General features: G+C 36.4%; 20 protein-coding genes. 9 read left to right on the forward strand and 11 right to left on the reverse strand.

Annotated elements, in window-relative coordinates; genetic code table 11:
• The first annotated feature begins 128 nt into the window (after positions 1-128).
• Entirely contained in the window at positions 129-278 is a 150-nt protein-coding gene (locus HNP81_RS01495) for a YjcZ family sporulation protein (protein ID WP_182501330.1), read from the forward strand.
• A 295-nt stretch (positions 279-573) separates the two neighbouring features.
• Positions 574-1,128, forward strand: coding sequence for a peptide deformylase (gene def, locus HNP81_RS01500; protein ID WP_028393011.1), 555 nt, complete (start codon positions 574-576; stop codon positions 1,126-1,128).
• Between the two features lie 164 nt (positions 1,129-1,292).
• On the opposite strand, the gene HNP81_RS01505 is transcribed toward def, so the two are convergent.
• The gene (locus HNP81_RS01505) at positions 1,293-2,069 is read right to left on the reverse strand and encodes a Cof-type HAD-IIB family hydrolase (RefSeq protein WP_182501331.1); all 777 of its coding nucleotides are present in this window, start codon (positions 2,067-2,069) and stop codon (positions 1,293-1,295) included.
• Between the two features lie 557 nt (positions 2,070-2,626).
• Here HNP81_RS01505 and HNP81_RS01510 point away from each other — a divergent pair.
• Both HNP81_RS01510 and rnjA read left to right on the forward strand, forming a co-directional pair.
• Complete coding sequence (locus HNP81_RS01510; protein WP_028393013.1) at positions 2,627-2,842, forward strand: DNA-dependent RNA polymerase subunit epsilon; 216 nt, start codon at positions 2,627-2,629, stop codon at positions 2,840-2,842.
• A gap of 3 nt (positions 2,843-2,845) precedes the next feature.
• Entirely contained in the window at positions 2,846-4,513 is a 1,668-nt protein-coding gene (gene rnjA / locus HNP81_RS01515) for a ribonuclease J1 (protein ID WP_182501332.1), read from the forward strand.
• A gap of 287 nt (positions 4,514-4,800) precedes the next feature.
• On the opposite strand, the gene HNP81_RS01520 is transcribed toward rnjA, so the two are convergent.
• The 6 genes from HNP81_RS01520 to HNP81_RS01545 form a co-directional block, all read right to left on the reverse strand.
• Positions 4,801-5,460: a potassium channel family protein gene (locus tag HNP81_RS01520; RefSeq protein ID WP_028393015.1), complete on the reverse strand. Its 660-nt coding sequence runs from the start codon at positions 5,458-5,460 to the stop codon at positions 4,801-4,803.
• A gap of 224 nt (positions 5,461-5,684) precedes the next feature.
• A complete protein-coding gene (locus HNP81_RS01525; protein WP_182501333.1) occupies positions 5,685-6,830 on the reverse strand; it encodes an N-acetyldiaminopimelate deacetylase in 1,146 nt (381 codons plus the stop codon).
• A 149-nt stretch (positions 6,831-6,979) separates the two neighbouring features.
• Positions 6,980-7,690 (reverse strand): 2,3,4,5-tetrahydropyridine-2,6-dicarboxylate N-acetyltransferase, encoded by a 711-nt coding sequence (dapD, locus tag HNP81_RS01530; protein WP_182501334.1) that lies wholly within the window; start codon positions 7,688-7,690, stop codon positions 6,980-6,982.
• A gap of 79 nt (positions 7,691-7,769) precedes the next feature.
• On the reverse strand, positions 7,770-8,654 hold the full coding sequence (ccpC, locus tag HNP81_RS01535; protein WP_028393018.1) for a transcriptional regulator CcpC: 885 nt from the start codon (positions 8,652-8,654) through the stop codon (positions 7,770-7,772).
• Positions 8,655-9,402: 748 nt separating this feature from the next.
• Positions 9,403-9,846, reverse strand: a complete 444-nt coding sequence (gene cbpB / locus HNP81_RS01540; protein WP_028393019.1) for a cyclic-di-AMP-binding protein CbpB — start codon at positions 9,844-9,846, stop codon at positions 9,403-9,405.
• 449 nt (positions 9,847-10,295) lie between these two features.
• Positions 10,296-10,535, reverse strand: a complete 240-nt coding sequence (locus HNP81_RS01545; RefSeq protein WP_028393020.1) for a DUF1797 family protein — start codon at positions 10,533-10,535, stop codon at positions 10,296-10,298.
• 314 nt (positions 10,536-10,849) lie between these two features.
• On the opposite strand from HNP81_RS01545, the gene HNP81_RS01550 reads away from it, so the two are divergent.
• Positions 10,850-11,089 (forward strand): glutaredoxin domain-containing protein, encoded by a 240-nt coding sequence (locus HNP81_RS01550; protein WP_182501335.1) that lies wholly within the window; start codon positions 10,850-10,852, stop codon positions 11,087-11,089.
• Positions 11,090-11,253: 164 nt separating this feature from the next.
• Here the strand turns inward: HNP81_RS01550 and HNP81_RS01555 are convergent, their stop codons facing one another.
• Entirely contained in the window at positions 11,254-13,110 is a 1,857-nt protein-coding gene (locus HNP81_RS01555) for an SLC13 family permease (RefSeq protein ID WP_182501336.1), read from the reverse strand.
• 329 nt (positions 13,111-13,439) lie between these two features.
• Between HNP81_RS01555 and HNP81_RS01560 the strand changes: the two genes are divergently transcribed.
• The 3 genes from HNP81_RS01560 (at position 13,440) to HNP81_RS01570 (ending at position 15,628) form a co-directional block, all read left to right on the forward strand.
• Positions 13,440-14,309 carry a metallophosphoesterase gene (locus HNP81_RS01560; RefSeq protein WP_182501337.1) on the forward strand — a complete coding sequence of 290 codons (870 nt, stop codon included), beginning with the start codon at positions 13,440-13,442 and terminating at the stop codon, positions 14,307-14,309.
• 285 nt (positions 14,310-14,594) lie between these two features.
• Positions 14,595-14,939: a hypothetical protein gene (locus HNP81_RS01565; protein ID WP_182501556.1), complete on the forward strand. Its 345-nt coding sequence runs from the start codon at positions 14,595-14,597 to the stop codon at positions 14,937-14,939.
• A 185-nt stretch (positions 14,940-15,124) separates the two neighbouring features.
• Positions 15,125-15,628 carry a YkyB family protein gene (locus tag HNP81_RS01570; RefSeq protein WP_051405053.1) on the forward strand — a complete coding sequence of 168 codons (504 nt, stop codon included), beginning with the start codon at positions 15,125-15,127 and terminating at the stop codon, positions 15,626-15,628.
• A gap of 300 nt (positions 15,629-15,928) precedes the next feature.
• Here HNP81_RS01570 and HNP81_RS01575 read toward each other — a convergent pair whose 3' ends face one another.
• The gene (locus tag HNP81_RS01575) at positions 15,929-16,834 is read right to left on the reverse strand and encodes a chemotaxis protein (protein WP_028393024.1); all 906 of its coding nucleotides are present in this window, start codon (positions 16,832-16,834) and stop codon (positions 15,929-15,931) included.
• A gap of 367 nt (positions 16,835-17,201) precedes the next feature.
• Positions 17,202-18,203 (reverse strand): magnesium/cobalt transporter CorA, encoded by a 1,002-nt coding sequence (corA, locus tag HNP81_RS01580; RefSeq protein WP_182501338.1) that lies wholly within the window; start codon positions 18,201-18,203, stop codon positions 17,202-17,204.
• A gap of 384 nt (positions 18,204-18,587) precedes the next feature.
• Here corA and HNP81_RS01585 point away from each other — a divergent pair, with 384 nt between their 5' ends.
• On the forward strand, positions 18,588-19,754 hold the full coding sequence (locus tag HNP81_RS01585) for an aminotransferase A (RefSeq protein ID WP_182501339.1): 1,167 nt from the start codon (positions 18,588-18,590) through the stop codon (positions 19,752-19,754).
• A gap of 543 nt (positions 19,755-20,297) precedes the next feature.
• Here HNP81_RS01585 and HNP81_RS01590 read toward each other — a convergent pair.
• The gene (locus HNP81_RS01590; RefSeq protein ID WP_182501340.1) at positions 20,298-21,176 is read right to left on the reverse strand and encodes an NAD(P)-dependent oxidoreductase; all 879 of its coding nucleotides are present in this window, start codon (positions 21,174-21,176) and stop codon (positions 20,298-20,300) included.
• Positions 21,177-21,215 lie beyond the last annotated feature (39 nt).

The following is a 21,215-nucleotide window of genomic DNA, read 5'->3' on the forward strand; positions in this document are numbered from 1 at the left end:
TTGAATATATGACTTGTCATAACTCTTTATGATTAGGCATTAGCCCAGACCATTTTATCTTCTTTGCATAGGTTGTTAGTACATCACTCTATATGGAATGATGGAATTACAAAACGGAGGGATCCTTTATGTATTATGGTGGCTATGGAAATACCTGCTGTTATCCAGTTGAGACTTATCCCAGTTATGGGTATGGCGGCTGCGGATTTGGAAGCGGATTTGCATTAATTGTCGTACTCTTCATTCTATTGATTATCGTTGGTGCTTGTTTTTGTTAACCCACAATAAATCTTTAACCTCTTTATTTATTAAGGGATAACTAAGTTTAACTTATTCAAGTATCCTTTCAGGGGAAGTGTATATGTAATAGCTTCCCCCTCATTGAATCTTTTTTTGTATTACCCAAAAGTGAAGCATAAAAAACATGCCATTAACACTTTCATTTCATTAACTATTTGGCTAATCTTTGATAAACTATCTTTATTAATACATATACAGCATATCCCCAATCCAAGTGGGATAACAGCTAATATTTCTAACTCTGGATATATTTAAGAAAGAAGGGCGAATTATATGATTACAATGGAAGATATCATTAGGGAGGGTCATCCAACACTTCGTAGTAAAGCGGGGGAAGTAAACTTACCAGCTTCTGAGGAAGAACGCGAAATTTTATCAAGTATGCTTGACTATGTGATTAACAGTCAAGACCCCGACAAGGCAAAAGAATTTGGACTTCGGCCAGGCATCGGGCTTGCAGCTCCCCAAATTAATGTACCAAAACGGATGATAGCTGTTCATGTAAAAGATTCAGAAGGTAAACTCTATAGTTATGCATTATTTAATCCAAAAATCCTTAGGCACTCAAAAGCGCTAACTTATCTGACTAATGGAGAAGGTTGCTTATCTGTTGACCGCCCCTTTCCAGGCTTCGTTCCAAGATACGCCAAAATAACCGTTAAAGGTGTGGACTTAAACGGCGAAGAAATAACAGTTAAACTAAAAGGGTTGCCTGCTATCGTTTTCCAGCATGAAATTGACCATCTAAATGGCATCATGTTTTATGATCATATTAATGAAATCGACCCGTTCGATATTTCTGCTGAGGCAACTCCACTTGAGCGATGATCAAGTGAAACATTAATCAGAGATGTTTTATTGCCAGTTAATGCGGGATTAAACTCAAATAAAAAAGTTTGTCCCATCAGTAGGGTCTGACCAAGCACTCTACATTCAGTTTATTTACTGAATGTAGAGTGCTTGGTCAGACCCTGATTACAGAACCCGATTTTTTATATTAGTCCAACTTGACGTAAGCCATAAAGGATACCTTCTTCACTAACATCTTTTGTAACAAAATCCGCGTGTTTTTTAACTTCGTCCACTGCATTTCCCATAGCTACTCCATGTCCAACTGTTTCAAGCATTTCAATATCATTCAAACCATCACCGAATGCATAGACATTTTCCATGTCAAATCCAGCTTTCTTAACAAACTGTTTAATTCCTTCTGCTTTTGAACCACCAAACGGTAATACATCAATAGATAAGTCATGCCAGCGAATAAATTTGAATTTATCAAACTTTCCAGTAATCAGCGCTTCTTCTTCTTCCGCTGTACAAAAATAAAGGGTTTGATATATTTCTTTATCATGATAAAAGTCATCTTGACGTTCTGGATGTGGGAATTTCAATGTTCCTAACGCTTCTTCGATTCTATCGCTGTGAATAACACTTGCCTTCATCGTTTTTTCATTCATAAACACAAGCGAGGTCTCTTCGTTCTCTCTAGCCATTTCATGCAAACGCTCCAGTTCATTGAATGAAAGTGGGTTTTTGTATATCACTTCATTTTCAAACACAACATATTGACCGTTGAAGCTAACAAACGACTCAATGTCCAATTCTTCTCTTAAGGATTCGAACATAAATGGTGCTCTTCCAGTAGCAATCGCAACATAAACTCCATTCTCTTGCAGTTGCTTAATAGCAGCCTTAGTCGATGCAGGCAATGTCTTCTCGTGATCAAGCAATGTTCCATCTATATCAAAAAAAACAATTTTCTGCATAACTTCTTCTACACATCCAATCCATTATTATAATATCATTCTTATTTAAAACTGCGTTTTCATATCTGTCAAGAATCTTCCATTAAGCTATGTATATTTCATCCATTATTTAGCACAAGAGATTTTATATACTATGTATATACTATAACTACTTCCATCATCGGTCAAAGCTGGGCATCAGTTGTTTTTTTTTGATAATTCCCATTAACTAGGAAAAATGTATTTACTTTATTTAATTATTCTATACAATAAAAGACAAGGGAGTGATCACCATGTTGAAAAAGCTGCGCAAAAAGCTACGTAAACAATGGAATGATCTATTAAAAAGGAAATCAATCGCATAAAATTATTTGATATAGCCCTTCAAATACTTGCGAAGGGCTTCTTGCTTGTGTAAAGTGCATTATAGACCTAATGAACGGAAATGAATGGATAGAAGAGGACTTCGCACTTACACTTAATCGTTTCAAGGTTCACATGATGTTCTAAAACATGAAAAAATTGTTTTTTTTATATATAATGAAACAAGCAATTTAAAAAGAAGAGGAGAGAATGTAATGGTTTTTAAAGTTTACTACCAAGAAAATTCAAAAAATGTACCCGTAAGAGAGCATACTCAATCTATTTATGTTGAAGGAGATTCCGAGAGAGATGTTCGCGAAAAAATAAAGGATTTTCCTTATAATATCGAATATGTTGAGACGGTTACTGGGGCATATTATGAATATGAAAAGAATAATAAAGAAGATTTTAAAGTATTGGAGTTAGGATAATTTATGAAATTTGTTAAAAATGACCAAACTGCCGTTTATGCACTCGGCGGCCTAGGTGAAATTGGGAAAAATACGTATGCAGTACAATTTCAGGATGAAATTGTAATTATTGATGCAGGCATTAAATTTCCAGAAGACGAGCTTCTGGGAATCGACTACGTGATTCCAGACTATACGTATTTAGTAAAAAATGTTGATAAAATTAAGGGACTTTTTATTACCCACGGACATGAAGACCATATAGGTGGAATTCCCTATTTATTAAAAGCCATTAACATCCCTGTATATGGTGGAAAATTGGCATTAGGATTGTTACGTAATAAACTAGAAGAGCATGGTCTTCTGCGTCAAACAAAATTACATGAAATTCAAGAAGATGATGTGATTAAATTTCGAAAGACATCCGTTTCTTTTTTCAGAACATCTCACAGTATCCCTGATTCTTATGGGATCGTTGTTAAAACTCCACCAGGACAAATTGTTCATACAGGAGACTTTAAATTCGATTTCACTCCTGTAGGAGAGCCTGCTAATTTAACAAAGATGGCTGAAATAGGAAAAGAAGGCGTTCTATGCCTATTATCTGATAGTACAAATAGTGAAGTTCAGACATTTACAATGTCGGAACGTCGCGTAGGTGAGAGTATCGATGATATTTTCCGTAAAGTGGAAGGTCGAATTATTTTCGCTACTTTTGCTTCTAATATCCACAGACTGCAACAAGTAGTTGAAGCAGCTGTTAAAAACGGACGAAAAGTTGCAGTTTTCGGTAGAAGTATGGAAGCAGCGATTACAATTGGACAAGATTTAGGGTATATCGTGGCACCTAAAGATACTTTTATTGACGCTCAGCAAATCAATCGATTGCCTGCAAACCGTGTAACGATTCTATGTACAGGTAGCCAAGGTGAGCCTATGGCAGCCCTATCAAGAATTGCTAACGGTACACATCGTCAAATCCAAATTATCCCAGGGGATACTGTTGTATTCTCATCTTCACCGATTCCTGGAAACACACTTAGTGTATCAAGGACTATTAATCAATTATACCGTGCTGGTGCCGACGTGATCAGTGGACCACTTAGTAACATTCATACGTCAGGTCATGGCGGACAACAGGAACAAAAGCTTATGCTTCGTTTAATTAAGCCAAAGTTCTTCATGCCGATTCACGGTGAATATCGGATGCAAAAATTGCACAGCCAGCATGCCATTGACTGTGGTGTTCCAGAGGAAAACTGTTTCATCATGGATAATGGTGAAGTGCTAGCCTTAAGTGAAAATACAGCACAAGTGGCTGGAAAGATCCCATCAGGCTCCGTTTACATTGATGGTAGCGGAATTGGTGATATCGGTAATATCGTCTTACGTGACCGTCGCATTCTTTCAGAAGAAGGACTTGTTGTCGTGGTTGTTAGCATCAATATGAAAGACTTCAAGATTGCCGCTGGTCCAGATATTATCTCAAGAGGCTTTGTATATATGCGAGAATCAGGTGACTTAATTAACGATGCCCAGGCACTCATCTCAAAGCACCTTAATAAAGTAATGGAACGGAAGACAACACAATGGTCTGAAATTAAAAATGAGATTACAGACACTCTTTCTCCATTCCTGTACGAAAAAACCAAACGCCGTCCAATGATATTACCAATTATTATGGAAGTATAAATTCAAACTTCCCCCAATAATAGTCAGTCTCGTTTACGGCCAGTTATCCCCATCGACGCTTCTTCGATTCCTCTAAGGGCTTGACTTTCCGTTAATGAGGGATAAACAAAATTAGTAAAAAAGTACCTCGTTCAATTGAATGAGGTACTTTTTTACTATGATTTGAAAAACAAATGTTTCGTCTTTCTATATTGGAGAACATTCGCTCGAGTTGCACTTACTTCGACGTTCACATAAGGAGCGTGGTGGATCTTAGCCGAAGTCCTAAATACTTTTCTCTTTTATTCTTAATCTACAGTCTTTTTTTCAAAACGGTTAATATCTGAGTCAGCACCAATGACAATTAAGATGTCCCCTTTGTGAATCGGATCATTCCCTTGAGGGGATACAACGATTTCTCCACCTCTTTTTACAGCAACTATATTAATGCCAAAGCGTGCCCTTATATCAAGATCAATAATGGTTTTACCTTCTATTTTAGGACTTGCCACAATTTCGACGATTGAATGTTCATCTGACAACTCTAAATAATCGAGAACATTATTCGATACAATACTATGCGCAATACGCTTTCCCATATCTCTCTCTGGATGAACAACATGATCTGCACCAATTTTTATCAATACCTTCTCGTGATAATCATTTTGTGCCTTCACTGTTATGTTTTCGACACCTAATTCCTTTAACATTAAAGTCGTTAAAATACTTGATTGAATATTGTCACCAATTGCGACAATCACATGATCGAAATTTCGGATGCCAAGGCTTTTAAGAACATTTTCTTCTGTTGTATCTCCAATAACTGCATGTGAAGCAATCATCGCATATTCATTAACCCGATCTTCATTCATATCAATCGCAAGTACTTCCATCCCCTCCTCAATGAGAGCTCTTACAATACTGCCTCCAAATCGACCAAGTCCAATTACCGCAAATTCTTTTTTCACGAATCCTACCTCCAACAAACTAACTTGATGCACTGCTATTTTATCATAATAAAGGGAAACTTCAATCAGTCATCCCCCACTTGCGCTTTCTTCGACTCTGCTAAACATTGAGGTGGGGGTACTGCCCGTAAAATGTGGGATAAATGAATAAAAGCATTTTCAATACGAGAACTTAACAGGAACGAATATCCCTTTATTGGGAGGATAACACTTATGTCTTTTTATTATTCATTCGACCCTTTGTATCTTATATAATTAGTTAGTAGTTTAATTGCTTTTTCAATCGCCTTTTCATCTGGGTTTAACTTAGCATGATGTAGCCCATATGTTGAATTGACCCCTAGCCAAAACATAAATCCTGGAATTTCCTTCAACATATAGCCAAAATCTTCTCCTGTCATCGCTTCTTTACAGGAATATACCTGTATTCCAGGTTCTTTTTTTGCAAACTCAATAAATTCCCTTGTGAGCTCTTCTTCATTAAAAACTTGATGGTACATGGATCCATAATCAATTGATCCTTCACATGCATAACCGACAATAATCCCTTCTAGAAGCTGTTCAATCCGCGTTTTCACTTTTACCATTGAATCTTCATTCAAAGTACGGATTGTCCCCTCCAGCCTCGCTGTTTCAGCAATAATATTTTGGACACTGCCTCCGCTAATTTTACCAATCGTAACCACTGCTGAATCAAGTGGATTGACATTTCGAGAAACAATCGATTGCAACTGACCGACAAGGGAACATGCAGCAACAACCATATCATTTGTTTCATGCGGATAGGCAGCATGTCCACCTTTTCCTTTCAATTCAATGAAAAGTTCTGAAGTATTAGCAAATAAAAGTCCTTCTTTTAGTGCAATTGTCCCTACAGGATATTCTGGAGCGATATGTAAAGCTATTATTATATCCGGCATCCACTTTTTCATTGGTTCTGATTTCAACATTGGTTCTGCACCACCAGGACCTTCCTCAGCAGGCTGAAAAATAAACAAAACATGATCATCTATTGGGGTAAACACTAAATAATGTAAAACGCCAAGAGCAATACTCATATGAAAATCATGACCGCAAGCATGCATATAGTTATCATGCTCTGAACAAAATGGTAAACCAGTTTGCTCTTTGATCGGCAACCCATCTATATCTGCTCGATAGCCAATTACTTTTTTGGGATTTTTACCGATTATTTTTACAAATATTCCGGTTTCCCACGTTTCCAGCTCAAATCTGTCCTGCGGCAATGTAGATAAATAATCCAATAAATATTTTTGCGTCTTAAATTCCTTAAACCCAATTTCAGGTATTTTATGAAGGTCTCTGCGAATTTTTACAAAAGGATTCAGTAGCGACTCTACTTCAGCCATTCATTTTCCTCCTTATACAAGTAAAGCGTGGATCATTAAACTATCCACGCTTTACTGCACCTTTATTTCCTTTTAAGAGATACTTGCTTATAATGGCATTCTTAAACATGAAATGACTGCTGATGCTTCAATTTATAATGAAATTAAACTTATAATTGACGTAGTTCTTGTATGATCTCTGTTTTCGATTTTGTTTTTTCATCGATTACTTTTATTACTTTTGCTGGAACTCCTGCGGCAACAGAGTACGAAGGAATATCTTGCGTCACCACTGCGCCAGCTGCAACAACAGAACCTTGTCCGATTGTCACTCCTTCAAGAACGACTGCATTCGCTCCAATTAGTACATCATCTTCCAATATAACCGGTTTTGCAGATGGCGGTTCAATAACACCTGCTAGTACAGCTCCAGCACCTACGTGACAATTCTTCCCGACCGTTGCACGACCACCAAGCACTGCATTCATATCAATCATCGTACCTTCTCCAATAACTGCACCAATATTAATCGTAGCCCCCATCATAATTACGGCATGGTCTCCTATTTCAACCTGTTCACGAATAATGGCACCTGGCTCAATTCGGGCTTTAATATTTTTCATATCCAATAATGGAATCGCGGAGTTCCTACGGCTGTTTTCAATTATATAGTCAGTAATTTTACCTTGATTTTTTTGGATTGCTTCATTTATTTCAGCCCATTCGCCAAAAACTGTTCCTGCATGGCCACTAATAAATGTTTTAGCTGAAGGACCAAAATCGATTCCTTCCAAATCCCCTTTAACATAAACTTTTACTGGTGTAGATTTCGTGCTATTTTGGATAAAAGAAATAATCTCATTTGCATCCGTCATTTTCATGTGAAATCCCCCTACTATGTATAAATCATTGGTCTTTAATTTATCAAAAGTACCGTTAAAAAACAAGAAAATACATATTTCACCCTAGACCTTGCGTGAGTATATGTTCATTAACAATCTCTTCGAATGCTTTTACTTGCTTCAATTGAAATGCAGATTCATATCCGCAAAGCCATGTATCTCGCTGAATCGAATGATTTTGCCCGTCTAGAAGGGGAATTTTAAATATATTTTGATCTTTATCATGAAGGGTTATCGCTGGAAGTATAGCATAACCGATGCCATTGAAAACCATTTGCTTACATGTTTCAATTTGATCAACAATAATTGTGTTCTTAGGTGTCGTTTGAAAATGACGATGCCACCAATCTTGAATTTCCTGATAATAGTTTGAATCACTCTTAAACTGAATGAACGGTCGATCTGTTTTAAGCACTTGCTCCAGGTTATTCATTTCGGTATCAACCAAGTACAACATATCTGTGAATAAATGCTGTTTATAGCCTTTCCAATCAGGCGCTCCACGAATAATCCCAATATGTACTTGACCATCATATAATGATTTTAATATTTCACTGCTCCAACCAGTAACAAGTGAGATTTTGGCATAAGGGTATTTCCGGACAAATTTCTTCAGAACCTGCGGCAGCCAATTTTGGCCAACAATTGAGGCACAGGCAATTTTTAATGTTCCATATACTTCATGATCCATAGCCTGTATACTTTCTCTGACTTTTTCTTCTTTTTCTAGAACATCATTAGCTAATCGAATAACAGCTTCCCCAGCAGGTGTTAATGTAAGCCCCTTTTGTGATCGAAGAAATAATTTAGCATTCCAATCCTTTTCAATCGATTGTAATCGCTGGGACAAGGCAGGCTGTGAGACAAATAAGCGTTCTGCAGCTTTACGCATATTCATTTCTTGTGCTAAAACAGATAATAATTGAAACTCCGAAAATGACATATTTTCAACACCTTGATTCGTTTTTCTTATAACAGAATAATTATGAAACCATAGTATCACTAATTATTCTCCTTATAAAGTTAAACTCCTACGTTCCTAAATCTTTTTCTCTTTTGGGATGTAGACCTATCTTTGGCTTACTGACTATGCCACCAAAAAGCGATATAGCCTCCCTTATTAGGAGTTGAGTCAGAATAGTCGCTTGCCTATTTTGTCCCATTTTCACCTTAAAATTAAAAAGGGAAACCTCCTGTTAAGATAACAGGCTCTTCCTAAGATTGTTGTTATTAACAAGTAAGCAATTCGAGCAGATATTGATTGTAGTAGAAGGTGCGAGACTCCTGTGGGAGAAACGAGTTGAGGGAGACCTCTCAAGCGCAAAGCACTGAGGAGGCTCCTGAGGCCGCCCGTAGAATGCGACTACTGTAACAGAAATCAACCCAAGAGTAGTGTAAATATAAATCAAAGCAACAAATTTTTCGAAAACGGCCAAATGGAATAAAGTGAAACTTCAATCAGTAGGGGTATACTTCATCCCTGCTGATTTTTAGTTCCGATCTACAGACGTTCAGATCTTCGCTACCGCATCAATCAATCGACAGTACGATCCCGATTGGTTCACCAATCGGGCTTTACGGGCAGTTATCCCCCACCTACGCTTCTTCGATTCCTCTAAGCCTTGAGGTGAGGGGGGTTCTGCCCCCGTTAATGCTAGATAAAAATAGCCCCCAAAAGGGAGCTTAATTTATTATTTAGATGGAGATTGCGGATCTTTATTTAATTCTTTTAATATAGCTCTTCTTGTAAGAATTCCTTCAAAAGTCTCCTCATCATTTTGAACACATACAAAAGGTTGGTCAATCAAGAGCTTGAGACCTTTATCCATTTTATCATCAACATGGAGCCGAGGAATATCTTTATTCATAATTTCAGAAACCTTTTTATTTTCCAGCTTTTCAAATTCAATCCGCTGCATTCCTAAGATCGAATCGAGAATGACTGGTGTACTAATAAGACCATGTAGCTTATACGTAGGATCTAATACAGGGATGGCTGTATATCCGCTCTTTGTCAAAACAAGTAGCGTATGCTCTAAATTATTGCCAATCTGGACGTGTGCGACACGTTCAGAAGGGATCATTAAGTCTTTCACGTTTAACTCCAGTAAGTTCCCATCATGAATACGGATCATGTCAAAACCCCTTACCTAATAAGTCATTATTTCATCTACACTTATAGTGTATCATAGGTAAAGAAAACTTGCTTCTTGAATTGACATATAAAATGAAACTTCTATCGGTAGAAGGTCTTATTGCCCGTTAATACGGGATTAATGCTGATCTTCTGTCATCCCTTGTTCGTTTCAATATTCTTTTGCATATATCCACACTCTGGACACTCGAAAATGACGTTTTGATTAGACTGAGCTGTTAATACCTTACTCATCTCATTTTTACATTTACATTGCGGACAAATTACAGTTGGCTTTTCCAAATCTCATTCCCTCCATTAGTTAGAATACTTTAGTTTGACCCGATTTCACACAAACAAAATAACATTTATTCAATTATGTATAATTTTTTTCACACAAAAAAAGCCGACAGCATTTGCCGTCGACTTTTATTATGTTTTGTAATCAATTTAAGATTGCAAAAGATCAAAAATTTCAATGGTAATCATATCAATATTATCAAATTGATATTTAGAGGATTTACTTTTTTCATTAAACACTTCTAACTCAAACATTTCCGTTTTACTGAAATATGTAACCTGACATTTTAATATTCCATCTATTTCAAAAAAACGCTGAGCAGATTCAGTTTCCTGTGCTTGCTCCTGAAGATTTTTTAATCTAGTAAGAATGCCTTGTAATTGAGACATACTCCCACTCCTTTCTAGTATAAAACCTTTACGATAGGTTTCACTATAACATAAAAAACTATCCAAAAACCAGAACGAAATAATTTCAGAATTTTTCATTAAACACTACGTTCTTCATCCTTTTCTAGTTCTACTAAAAGGATAGAGTAACAAATTAATTTTGTATATAAAAACTTTAAAAAAATATCGAAATCTTAGTAGTTTTTTTCAAAAAAACGTTTTGCTATTCAAGTACATACTTTTTATTTATAATAGTGTTACTTATATATTTAGGACAGACCACTTACCACTTACCAATTATTCGGAGGATAAAGATGAATAAAGTTACACTTTATACACAGCCAGACTGCCCACCATGTAAAATCGTGAAAATGTTTTTCAACGAATATCATATTTCATATCAAGAAAAAGATATCAAAGCAGATTCTGCAGCAATGAAAGAATTAACTAAAAAATATGGTTCCTTTTCTACTCCAACAGTCATCATTAACGGAGAAACGATCATTGGATTTGAAATTGAAAAAATGAAAAGAGCACTTTCCATCACCGACTAATCAAGGCTGTCTTATAAGGGTCAACCCTCGCACCCTAAATCAGTATTTCACGTGTTTCATACACGTATCTTATACTGTATTTAGATTACGAGGTTTGACCCTTTCCTTTTGGGCAATCAGTTCTTAACTTACCCAACTTTATATTATGATGCCTTCCCCAAAAATTAAAATGGAAAAAAGAAAGGAATGGCAAAAATCATTATTATTCCGATGAAGAGTTGTAATAAGATACCGATCACCGCAAAATCCTTTTGCGTATACTCCCCAGCAGTCATCACAAGTGCGTTCGATGGTGAAACTGAAGGAGATGAAAATGCCATACTTGCTGCAACAGCTACACACATTAATATAGGAGTTGGACTATATTGCAAGTTTTCTGCAAGTGTATAAGCTATCGGAGCAATGATAATTGCTACGGCACCATTTGGAATAAAAAAACTCAATAGCATTGTCAGTAAATATATAATCCCTAGTAAGCCATATGGTCCTGCCCATTGAATTACATTTTCTATTATCGAACTAACCAAGAGTACCCCACCCGACTTTTCAAAGGCAAGCACGAGAGGTATAATCGCGCCGATAAAAATAACGGATTCCCAATTGATTCTCTGATAAGCCTCCTCGATTGATCGAAGGCAGCCAGTTATTATCATTAATAAAGCTGCCAAAGACATCGATAAAGTAGGCGAAATCAAATCAATAGAAAGCATAATCATCATGAGTAAGGTAATACCAGCAGCAATCATCGCTTTATTTTTAGAAACCAATGTCTCTGACTCAAGTGATACACTTCCTACAACTAGGACGTCCTGTAAATCAGAAGATACCCTTTCAATGTTTTCCCATTCCCCATGAATAAGAAGCGCATCTCCGGGTTTTAATTGTTCCGTAGCTAATTCCGATTGGATATATTCACCTTTACGATTAATTGCTAACACACTGCATTGATATTTCTCACGAAAATGAACATTTTGCAAGGATTGATTTTCGTAATCCGAATGAGGCATGATAAGTACTTCTGTTAGCCCAAACTTACTACTAAGGAAATGTTTTTTTATCTCTTCCTGTTGAAAAGGTCTCATCTCCAATTCAAAGTCATCTGCAAACTTCATGACTGCATCGTCTTCTCCAAATAGCAAAATGATATCTTCTGGATAAAGCACTTCATCTGCTTTCGCTGAAAAGTTCTGGGACTTCGTTAAGATTGAGAGTTGCTTATCTCTTGTTTTTCTTTTAATTTCAATGACCGTTATTTCATAATCAACTGGTAGTCTTAGCTCAGATAAACGTTCACCAACAATATCAGAGTCCGATGGAATATAGAGATAATGTAATCGATCATAAACTTTATACATTCCAGCTAATTCACTTGCAGATAAACCCTTACCACTGTTATTTAAAGTAATAAATCGATTTGGAAGGAGCCTTTTTCCTATAGTGAGCATAAAAATTACACCTGAAACTAGGGCAACAATTCCGATAGGCGTAAAATCAAATAAAGTTAAATTTGCGTATTCATTTGATCGTAAAATTTCACTTACTACTAAATTAGGTGTAGTCCCAATCATTGTTAACATGCCACCAAGACCTGTGGCATAAGCTAAGGGAAGCAGAAGTCTAGATGGGCTTTTCTTATTCTTTAAAGCCATGCTAGTAACGATTGGAAGCATCAAGGCAACTATTGCCGTACCACTTAACAACGACCCTAGTAATCCAGCAGTAGCCATGACATAAATAATCATTCTAGCTTCGCTGCCTTTTTTGCGTTGGGTCAATTGACTTACAATGTTATCAGCTAGACCGGATAAAGATATTCCTGCACCAACGACGTATAATGAACCGATCATAATGACAATCGGACTTGAAAATCCTGAAAGAGCTTCTTCTAAATTTAAAATACCGGTAAGCCCAAGTATCACAAGTGAGATAAGCGCTACTAGATCTGCACGTAATTTTCCTTGTATGATTAGTGCAAATGTACATACAAGTATGATAAATGTTATCAACATAGGTTGTGTCATGCTTGTTACCCCCAAAAATGTTCCAAAGCCTCTAGACTTTTTCTCTATGTAAAAAGATTTACAAATTCAACTTTACGCTTGTCATTCATCAATTTTAAAGCGTAAACCAAAGAGTAACTGCTCAACTGCAGTCCTTTATTTCGCATTTAAACACGAAAGTAATCTCTTCTCCCCTGCCTACTTGAATGTTTTTAACATCAGTATACTAGCTTCCATTTGATAGAGTAGCTCACTAAAAACTTTTACTTTAAAAAATAATATATCCTTCTGTTTATACATATTGTTTGGTAGTATAAGGAAGTGACATTTAAGTAGATAGGTTGATACAAATGAATAATAACATGACGAGAAGATCTTTTCTAAAAAAAACAGTAAGTACCTTATTAACTCTAACAGGAGCAGGAATAGGTGGTAGATATTATGCCCACGATATTGAACCTAACTGGATTGAATTTAATGAAATAGTGATTCAGCATCCACTCATTCCGAAAGGTTTTAACGGAATGAAAATTGTTCAATTTAGTGATACTCATTTAGGATTTCAATTTCAGTTAAAAGAGTTGCAGAGTGTATTAACAAAAATACAGACATTCTCTCCTGATGTTGTCCTATTCACTGGTGATTTAATGGATGAGCCAAATAAATATCCACATCATTCCAAGATTATTCCACTGCTACAAAACATTCAAGCTCCCTTAGGAAAATTCAGCATTTACGGCAATCATGATCACGGAGGATACGGATCAAAAATGTATAATCAGATCATGGAACGTTCAGGTTTCACTTTATTACAAAACAGTCACGCTGCGATTTCATTAATAAACGGGGATAAATTATATATTGCTGGAATTGATGATGCTATGCTTGGTTCTCCAAATATCCAAAAGGCTCTTTTAGGTATACCAGAAAAAGCTTATACCATCCTATTATCTCATGCACCCGACCTTGCTGAATTCGCAAAAGATTACCCAGTGCAATATCAAATAAGTGGTCACAGTCACGCTGGACAAATACAAGTCCCTTTTGCTGGCGCCCTTGTGACGCCCCCTTTCGGGAAGAAATATATTGAAGGATTGTACGAGCTTGAAAACTTAACTTTATATGTGAATCGAGGACTCGGTACAACAAGACTCCCATACCGCTTCCTTGCCCGACCAGAAATTACTTTATTTGAATTACAGTCTAATGAAAACCAATGACCTATAAACCTTTACTGATTAATAAGCAACTAATTTACCGGGCATTCTATTCATATAGCATGCCCGATCCTCTTCTTTATAAAAACAAAGTATTTTTTCAAATATTATACCATTAGTAAACTCGAATCAGTACATAAACTTTGTTTGAAGCTTGCATCCCCTTCCCTATTGTTGCTGTACCTCCATTCTTCAACCTCTCTAAATACTCCATTTTAACTGATAATGCTAATACAGGCTCCAAATAGAAAAACAACCATACAATAATAAGAGAAAGGAGAGAACCCTATGCAGCCTTATTACTACCCATCATTTCAACACTATCCATCATTTCAACACTATCCAATCGCTCTATCGCGAAACAGTCAAGACGAGCGTTTTTTTCCATTTCTGTTTCCATTCGTGGTTGGAGGACTTGCAGGTCTTGCTACTGGATCGTTACTTTTTAATCGACCAAATTATTATCCATACCCAGCTCCTTATCCATATCCTTATCCAGCATACAATCCATATCAAGGGTTTCCTGGATATCAAGGGTTTCCTGGATATCAAGGATATCCCCAAAGTTTTGGAGCCCAAGCAGGCGTATCGGAAAATATTAATATCTATACATCACCACAATACTCAAAATAAGTTCCGAATGAGAAGAGGGAAGTTTCACCTCTTCTTTTCTTAATCGGAGAGCAGTGGTGTTAGTTTTGTCCTTTATTTAAAATTCCCATAAAAATTCTTACCTTATTCCTCTTTTACTTTCTTTCAACTTGGAAATGGTATAATATGAACTATAAGTAGGACCACTATAGGAAAGGAGTTTATATATGGATGATATAAAAGGGGACCCTGCCTCTATGAACACAGTTAATAGTCTTGCTCAAGCAATCTTTGTTGTGAACAAGCACGCAAAAACAGCCCCAGAACCTAAAACTTTATACGAATTAAAACGACATTCTCTAAACAAGTTGCTTACTGAAGGGAAAGCGAAAAAATTAGGACTCCATTTTTCCGATAATCCGAGATATTCAGCGCAACAATCTGATGTAATTGTCGAATGTGGTGAATATATTTTCCACCTCCCGCCTTCAAGAGAGGATTTAAAAAAACTCCCTCACTTAGGAAGCCGATCATCATCGGTTCGTAATCCAAAAGCCACTTTATCCTTATCACGAGCAAAGAAGATTTTGCAATCGTATATCGGAAAAGCAAGCGAGCCAAAATCACGTAATCAAGTTGGCAGACCTCGCCAGCAGTCGCGAATGAATACACACTCAGGCTTCCAAAATACATTTCCTTCATCATTTTTAGGGAAAGGTTTCAAACTATAATTGAACGGTCAATCATGAAGCAATTCCTGCCCATCACAATGAAATATCCACAAACTAATAGGCTGACTTGCAGGTAAGCATATACCTGTCTAGTCAGCCTATTTCCACTATTGAAAGATTTATCTCGCATTAACACACAGACACAGACGAAAGACTAAAGGACGCAGTGTACTTTAGTCTGTTATTCACTGAAACGGTTCTAGTGACGCTTTATCGAAGATTTAGCGCCAGTAGAACCGGACTAACAATCAGTGGGGAATGAAGCCCCACCACTGATTGAAGTTTCATTATCTTTCTTTTTTAAAGAATATGTTTATCAATTAATTGAATAAGTTCTGCAATTTCTGGCTTACTTACTTGTGCATCCGCTCCGACCATATTTCCTTTATGACGTAAATCATCCGTAATTAATGAAGAGAAAATAATAACAGGAAGCTTACTAAATTCATTATCTTCTTTAATACGCTTCGTTAAATGAAGACCGTCCATTTGCGGCATTTCTACGTCCGTAATCACAAGCTGTACTTCTTCCTTAAGGTCTTTCCCCGATTGATGGATTCCTTCTAAATAGCGTAGGGCATCTTCGCCGTTTTCGAAGAATTCGAGTAAATCATAACCTGCTTCTGATAAAGTATCATAAAGAAGCTTTCTAAGAAGTGGTGAATCTTCAGCAACTACAATTTTCTTATTGGACCTCTCCCTCTGCCCAAGCTTTTTCACTTGTTGAATATTAATTCCAGATTCAGGGTTGATATCTACAACAATTTTCTCGAAATCCAGAAGTAATAGCATTTCTCCATTTAGTTTAATGACCCCAATAATTTGACCTTCAAGACCTTGATACATGTCAGAAGGCTTTTCAATTTGCTTCCAGGAAATACGGTGTATTTGTGTCACGGTATGTACATGAAAAACAATCTTCTGCTGATTAAATTCTGCAACAATAAATTTATCGTCCTTCGGCTTTTCCGATGGTGGAAAGCCAAGCGCCTTTGCTACATCAACAACGGGGAGAACTTCACTTCTGAGCTCGATGATTCCTTCCACATTCTTATGTGCATGGGGTACATATGTAATTGGCACTGGATTAATAATTTCTTTTACTTTAATTACATTAATACCAAATTTATTATTACCAATTCCGAATTCAACTATTTCTAATTCATTTGTCCCACTCTCAAGTAAAATCCCTTTTGTTTGGTCCATTCTATTCTTCCTTCCTATACTTTCTCCCTAAAATATTTCATGATTAGGATTCGTCCAATAAGATATTTTAGTAAATTTAACCTATCAATTAATAAAATTCTTATACTTACTAATTCGGCAGTAATAGTGATTTCTTAAGATAAATCTATAAAAAAGAAAAATATTCATTATTTAAGGCTGTTTTCGTATAATTTGTTGCTTTTCAATTATATGAATACTAACAACCTGGGTTGATTTCCGTTACAGGTACTCGCATTCCCACGGCGGTCTCAGGTGCCTCGCACCTTCCACAACAATCAACATCTGCTCGAATTGGTTACTTCTTACAAACAACAAGCTTTACGAAAAGAGCTATTTAAAAACACATTCATCCATTTCGACGACGCTTATATGATCTTCTAATTTTCAGCATCGGAAGCCAACCTTTTTTAATAAAAAAGCCGCACATCAAAACAGAAATTAAAGCCATGATTCCTATTACTGCAAAATAGCCATAATGCCAGTGCAACTCTGGCATATAATCAAAGTTCATTCCGTATATCCCTGCAATGAACGTTAATGGCATAAAAATAGTTGTAATAACAGTCAATGTCATCATGGTCGTGTTCAAACTATTAGAATTTACGGACAAGTAACTGTCACGGATATCTGAAGAAAAATCTCGATAAGATTCAAGCATCTCCACCAATTTAAGCAAATGATCATGTATATCATTAAAGTACAAATGCTGCTCCATCAAATAACTCAATCGATCCGAATAATTCATACGATATAGCATATCCCTCATCGGCAAAATCGTTTTTCTCAGTGCTGACATTTCAGCTCTTAAGTCAAATAATCGCTCAATTAACTCAGCTATCGTTTCATTTTTTGTATTATCTTCTATCCAGTTCAATTCTTCTTCAATTCGATAAACCAGTGGGAAATACTCATCAACTAATTTGTCAATCAAACCATGCATAAGGAAAAAAGGACCTTTCCTTATTGAGCTTTTTTTATTCATTAAATCCCAAACTATCTCAAGCTCTAATACCTCCTCTTTATGATAGGTAACAATAAATTTTTTGCTTATAAACATATTCAGTTCTATCGCTTTTAAATTTTCTTTATTTAATGCATGAAGAACTAAAAATTCATAATCTTCGTAGAAATCTATCTTAGGTCGCTGCTTAAAATCATCTCGGCTATCTTCAATTGCTAACGGATGAAATTGAAAAAAGTTCGACAATAATAACGATTCTTCTTCAGTCGGATTAGCAAAGTCAACCCAATACCAAGCCGCTTCTATTTCATTCAACTCATTCAATTCAACATTATAAAGCGTCTCATTATCTTTCGTTATGACACATGTTCTAATCACATTATCCATCCTTACTTATCTTTTACGTATTTGATCAATTTTGTTATTATTCAATATCTTTTGTACAATGTCACAAAGGAAACAAATTGGTGATATACAGTGAAACTTATCGCTGTGATCTTCAGCGGTTTAGTTAGGCCCAAAGGATGTGAGTAACACAGACGAAAGACTAAAGTACGCGGCTTACTTAGTCTGTGATTCATTGAACCTTAGTACGTACTGTCAATTGATCGAAGCGAAAGCGATATGATCTTAGCGACAGTAGAACGTTACTAACAATCAGCGGGGAAGAAGAAAAACCCACTGATTGAAGTTTCACTTTATCTTTCTCTAGAATCTCTCAATCCGATAATGATAAAATAAAAAAGCCTTACAAAAAGGGGGAACTGATTTATGGAACATTTACTTAATCCACGAGTAAAAAAGATTGAGATTTCTGGCATTCGAAAATTTTATAACTTAGTAGCTAGTATGGACAATACCATTTCATTAACAATCGGCCAGCCAGATTTCCCAACACCTCACCATATTAAAGATTCAGCAAAACTTGCGATTGATCATAACTATACCGTCTATTCGCACAATGCCGGATTTATTGAATTAAGAACGGCTGCAAGCGACTTTGTTAGGAAAAAATACAATCTTCAATATCATCCTGCAAACGAAGTCATTGTCACAACCGGTGCAAGTGAAGCGATTGACGTAACCTTTCGAACCATATTATCAGAAGGTGTCGAAGTTATCCTTCCTGGTCCCGTCTACCCTGGGTATGAACCCATAATTAAGCTGTGTGGGGCTACTCCCATTTATGCAGATACGACAGCAAATGGATTTCGCTTAACTGCAGAGATACTAAAAAAACACATAAACAGCAAAACTAGATGTATCGTCTTACCTTATCCCTCAAACCCAACTGGAGTCACGCTTACAGCAAAGGAACTCGAGGATATTGCAGAACTTGTTCGTGATCAAGATATATTTATTGTCGCTGATGAAATCTATAGTGAACTAGTTTTTGATCAAAAGCATATTTCAATTGCCTCATTTTTAAAAGAACAAACGATCGTTTTAAATGGCGTATCTAAGTCACATTCGATGACCGGTTGGAGAATTGGCTTTATTTTCTCACCCGAAGCGATCTCTAGTCAAATCTTGAAAGTCCACCAATATAATGTAACCTGTGCCTCTTCCGTTTCACAGCGAGCTGCTTTAGCTGCTTTAACTGATGGAATTGATGATGCATTACCAATGAAAAAAGAATATCAGTCTCGAAGGGATTATGTTTATCAACGATTAATTCAAATGGGATTTGAAGTGGTAAAACCCGACGGAGCTTTTTACTTTTTTGTTAAACTTCCAAATAGATACCCTACCTCACTTTCATTTTGCCTAGAGCTTGTTGAAAAAACAAAAGTAGCTGTAGTACCAGGCGATGCCTTTTCCCAGCTTGGTGAGGGATATTTCCGACTCTCATACGCCTGTTCTCTAGAATTATTGAAAGAAGCTTTAAATAGAATTGAATGGTTCCTTAATGAACAACCTAATAGTTCTCAGCTATAAATAATTTTCTATATTAAAAGGCTGTTTTCGTATCCTTTATTGCTTTTAAATAATATGTACAATGATATCCTGGGTTGATTTACATTACAGGTACTCGTTTTCCGCGGGCAGTTTCAGGAGCCTCGCACCTTCCACTACAATCAACATCTTATCGAATTTGTTACTTGCTAAAAACAAGGGTCTTTTCGAAAAAGAGCCTTAATAAAAAAGGACCTAAAGGTGTCCCAAAACGAGCTGACCTTACACTCTATACAGCGTTTATCGTGACACGTTCATCATATAAACGATATATAGTCGAATAGGTTTTGCACCGTTTTGTTTTTAGACACCCTTAGTCCCATTAAGTTTGCTTATTTAAAAATCTGTTTAATAGACTCTTAATTGAGTTTGCGAAGAAATCATTCATTTTGTTTGGTCATTGCGTAATATTTACTTCAATAGTTCGGAGCGCCGCTTTATCTTACGTTGCGCGAAGATCTTAGCGACAGTAGAATGGGACTAAGAATCAGTGGAGAAGCCCCCACTGATTGTTGTTTCACTTTATTATTGATAATATTTATAAAGTGCCTGAGTACCTCTATCCTCTTCCCCTGCTTCGACCAGTTGATCATAAAGCGATTTAGCAAGCGTTAATCCAGGCAATTGTAGATTCATTCGATCAGCTTCTTCCAACGCAATCTTCATATCTTTCAAAAAATGCTTAATATAGAAACCTGGTTCAAAATCGCCTTGAATCATTCTAGGAGCTAAATTAGAAAGTGACCAACTGCCCGCTGCGCCATTGGCTATGCTCTTTAATACAGTATCCGGATTAAGGCCAGCTTTTTTTGCATAAATAATTGCCTCAGTAACTCCAATCATATTTGATGCAATCGCAATTTGGTTACACATCTTTGTATGTTGACCTGAACCCGATTCCCCTTGGTATACAATATTCGTACCTAAAACTTCAAAAATATCGGATACCTTATTGAATATCTCTTGTTCACCGCCAACCATAATTGCTAATTTGCCATCTCGTGCTCCTATATCACCACCTGATACTGGGGCATCTAATGAATACATACCTTTTTCCTTTGCACATGCAGCAATCTTTTGGGCAAGAGTGGGTGTAGAAGTTGTCATATCAATGAGTATCGTATTTACTTCAGCAAAATGGATAATACCTTCTTCACCAAGGTAAATTTCCTCTACATCACTAGGATACCCAACAATGGAGATAATGACATTTGTTTGTTTTGCTAATTCTTTTGGAGAATCTGCCCAGCTTGCACCGGCTTTCAGAAGATCTGCTGCTTTCTCTTTAGTGCGATTATAAACAGTGACATTAAAACCTGCTCTCAATAAATTACTTACCATACTTTTACCCATTACACCTGTTCCAATAAACCCTACTTTTGCTGTCTCCGACAAATGTGCCATATCTTTTCCCCCTTTATCATTTTAGTACATACTGATACT

Source organism: Peribacillus huizhouensis (assembly GCF_014138605.1).
GTDB lineage: Bacteria > Bacillota > Bacilli > Bacillales > DSM-1321 > Peribacillus > Peribacillus huizhouensis.

Excerpts from the sequence above, each read along its gene's own strand:
- HNP81_RS01495 (WP_182501330.1), top strand. The coding sequence starts at position 129 with ATGTATTATGGTGGCTATGGAAATACCTGCTGTTATCCAGTTGAGACT.
- def (WP_028393011.1), top strand. The coding sequence starts at position 574 with ATGATTACAATGGAAGATATCATTAGGGAGGGTCATCCAACACTTCGT.
- HNP81_RS01505 (WP_182501331.1), bottom strand. The coding sequence starts at position 2,069 with ATGCAGAAAATTGTTTTTTTTGATATAGATGGAACATTGCTTGATCAC.
- HNP81_RS01510 (WP_028393013.1), top strand. The coding sequence starts at position 2,627 with ATGGTTTTTAAAGTTTACTACCAAGAAAATTCAAAAAATGTACCCGTA.
- rnjA (WP_182501332.1), top strand. The coding sequence starts at position 2,846 with ATGAAATTTGTTAAAAATGACCAAACTGCCGTTTATGCACTCGGCGGC.
- HNP81_RS01525 (WP_182501333.1), bottom strand. The coding sequence starts at position 6,830 with ATGGCTGAAGTAGAGTCGCTACTGAATCCTTTTGTAAAAATTCGCAGA.
- dapD (WP_182501334.1), bottom strand. The coding sequence starts at position 7,690 with ATGAAAATGACGGATGCAAATGAGATTATTTCTTTTATCCAAAATAGC.
- ccpC (WP_028393018.1), bottom strand. The coding sequence starts at position 8,654 with ATGTCATTTTCGGAGTTTCAATTATTATCTGTTTTAGCACAAGAAATG.
- cbpB (WP_028393019.1), bottom strand. The coding sequence starts at position 9,846 with ATGATCCGTATTCATGATGGGAACTTACTGGAGTTAAACGTGAAAGAC.
- HNP81_RS01545 (WP_028393020.1), bottom strand. The coding sequence starts at position 10,535 with ATGTCTCAATTACAAGGCATTCTTACTAGATTAAAAAATCTTCAGGAG.
- HNP81_RS01550 (WP_182501335.1), top strand. The coding sequence starts at position 10,850 with ATGAATAAAGTTACACTTTATACACAGCCAGACTGCCCACCATGTAAA.
- HNP81_RS01555 (WP_182501336.1), bottom strand. The coding sequence starts at position 13,110 with ATGACACAACCTATGTTGATAACATTTATCATACTTGTATGTACATTT.
- HNP81_RS01560 (WP_182501337.1), top strand. The coding sequence starts at position 13,440 with ATGAATAATAACATGACGAGAAGATCTTTTCTAAAAAAAACAGTAAGT.
- HNP81_RS01565 (WP_182501556.1), top strand. The coding sequence starts at position 14,595 with ATGCAGCCTTATTACTACCCATCATTTCAACACTATCCATCATTTCAA.
- HNP81_RS01570 (WP_051405053.1), top strand. The coding sequence starts at position 15,125 with ATGGATGATATAAAAGGGGACCCTGCCTCTATGAACACAGTTAATAGT.
- HNP81_RS01575 (WP_028393024.1), bottom strand. The coding sequence starts at position 16,834 with ATGGACCAAACAAAAGGGATTTTACTTGAGAGTGGGACAAATGAATTA.
- corA (WP_182501338.1), bottom strand. The coding sequence starts at position 18,203 with ATGGATAATGTGATTAGAACATGTGTCATAACGAAAGATAATGAGACG.
- HNP81_RS01585 (WP_182501339.1), top strand. The coding sequence starts at position 18,588 with ATGGAACATTTACTTAATCCACGAGTAAAAAAGATTGAGATTTCTGGC.
- HNP81_RS01590 (WP_182501340.1), bottom strand. The coding sequence starts at position 21,176 with ATGGCACATTTGTCGGAGACAGCAAAAGTAGGGTTTATTGGAACAGGT.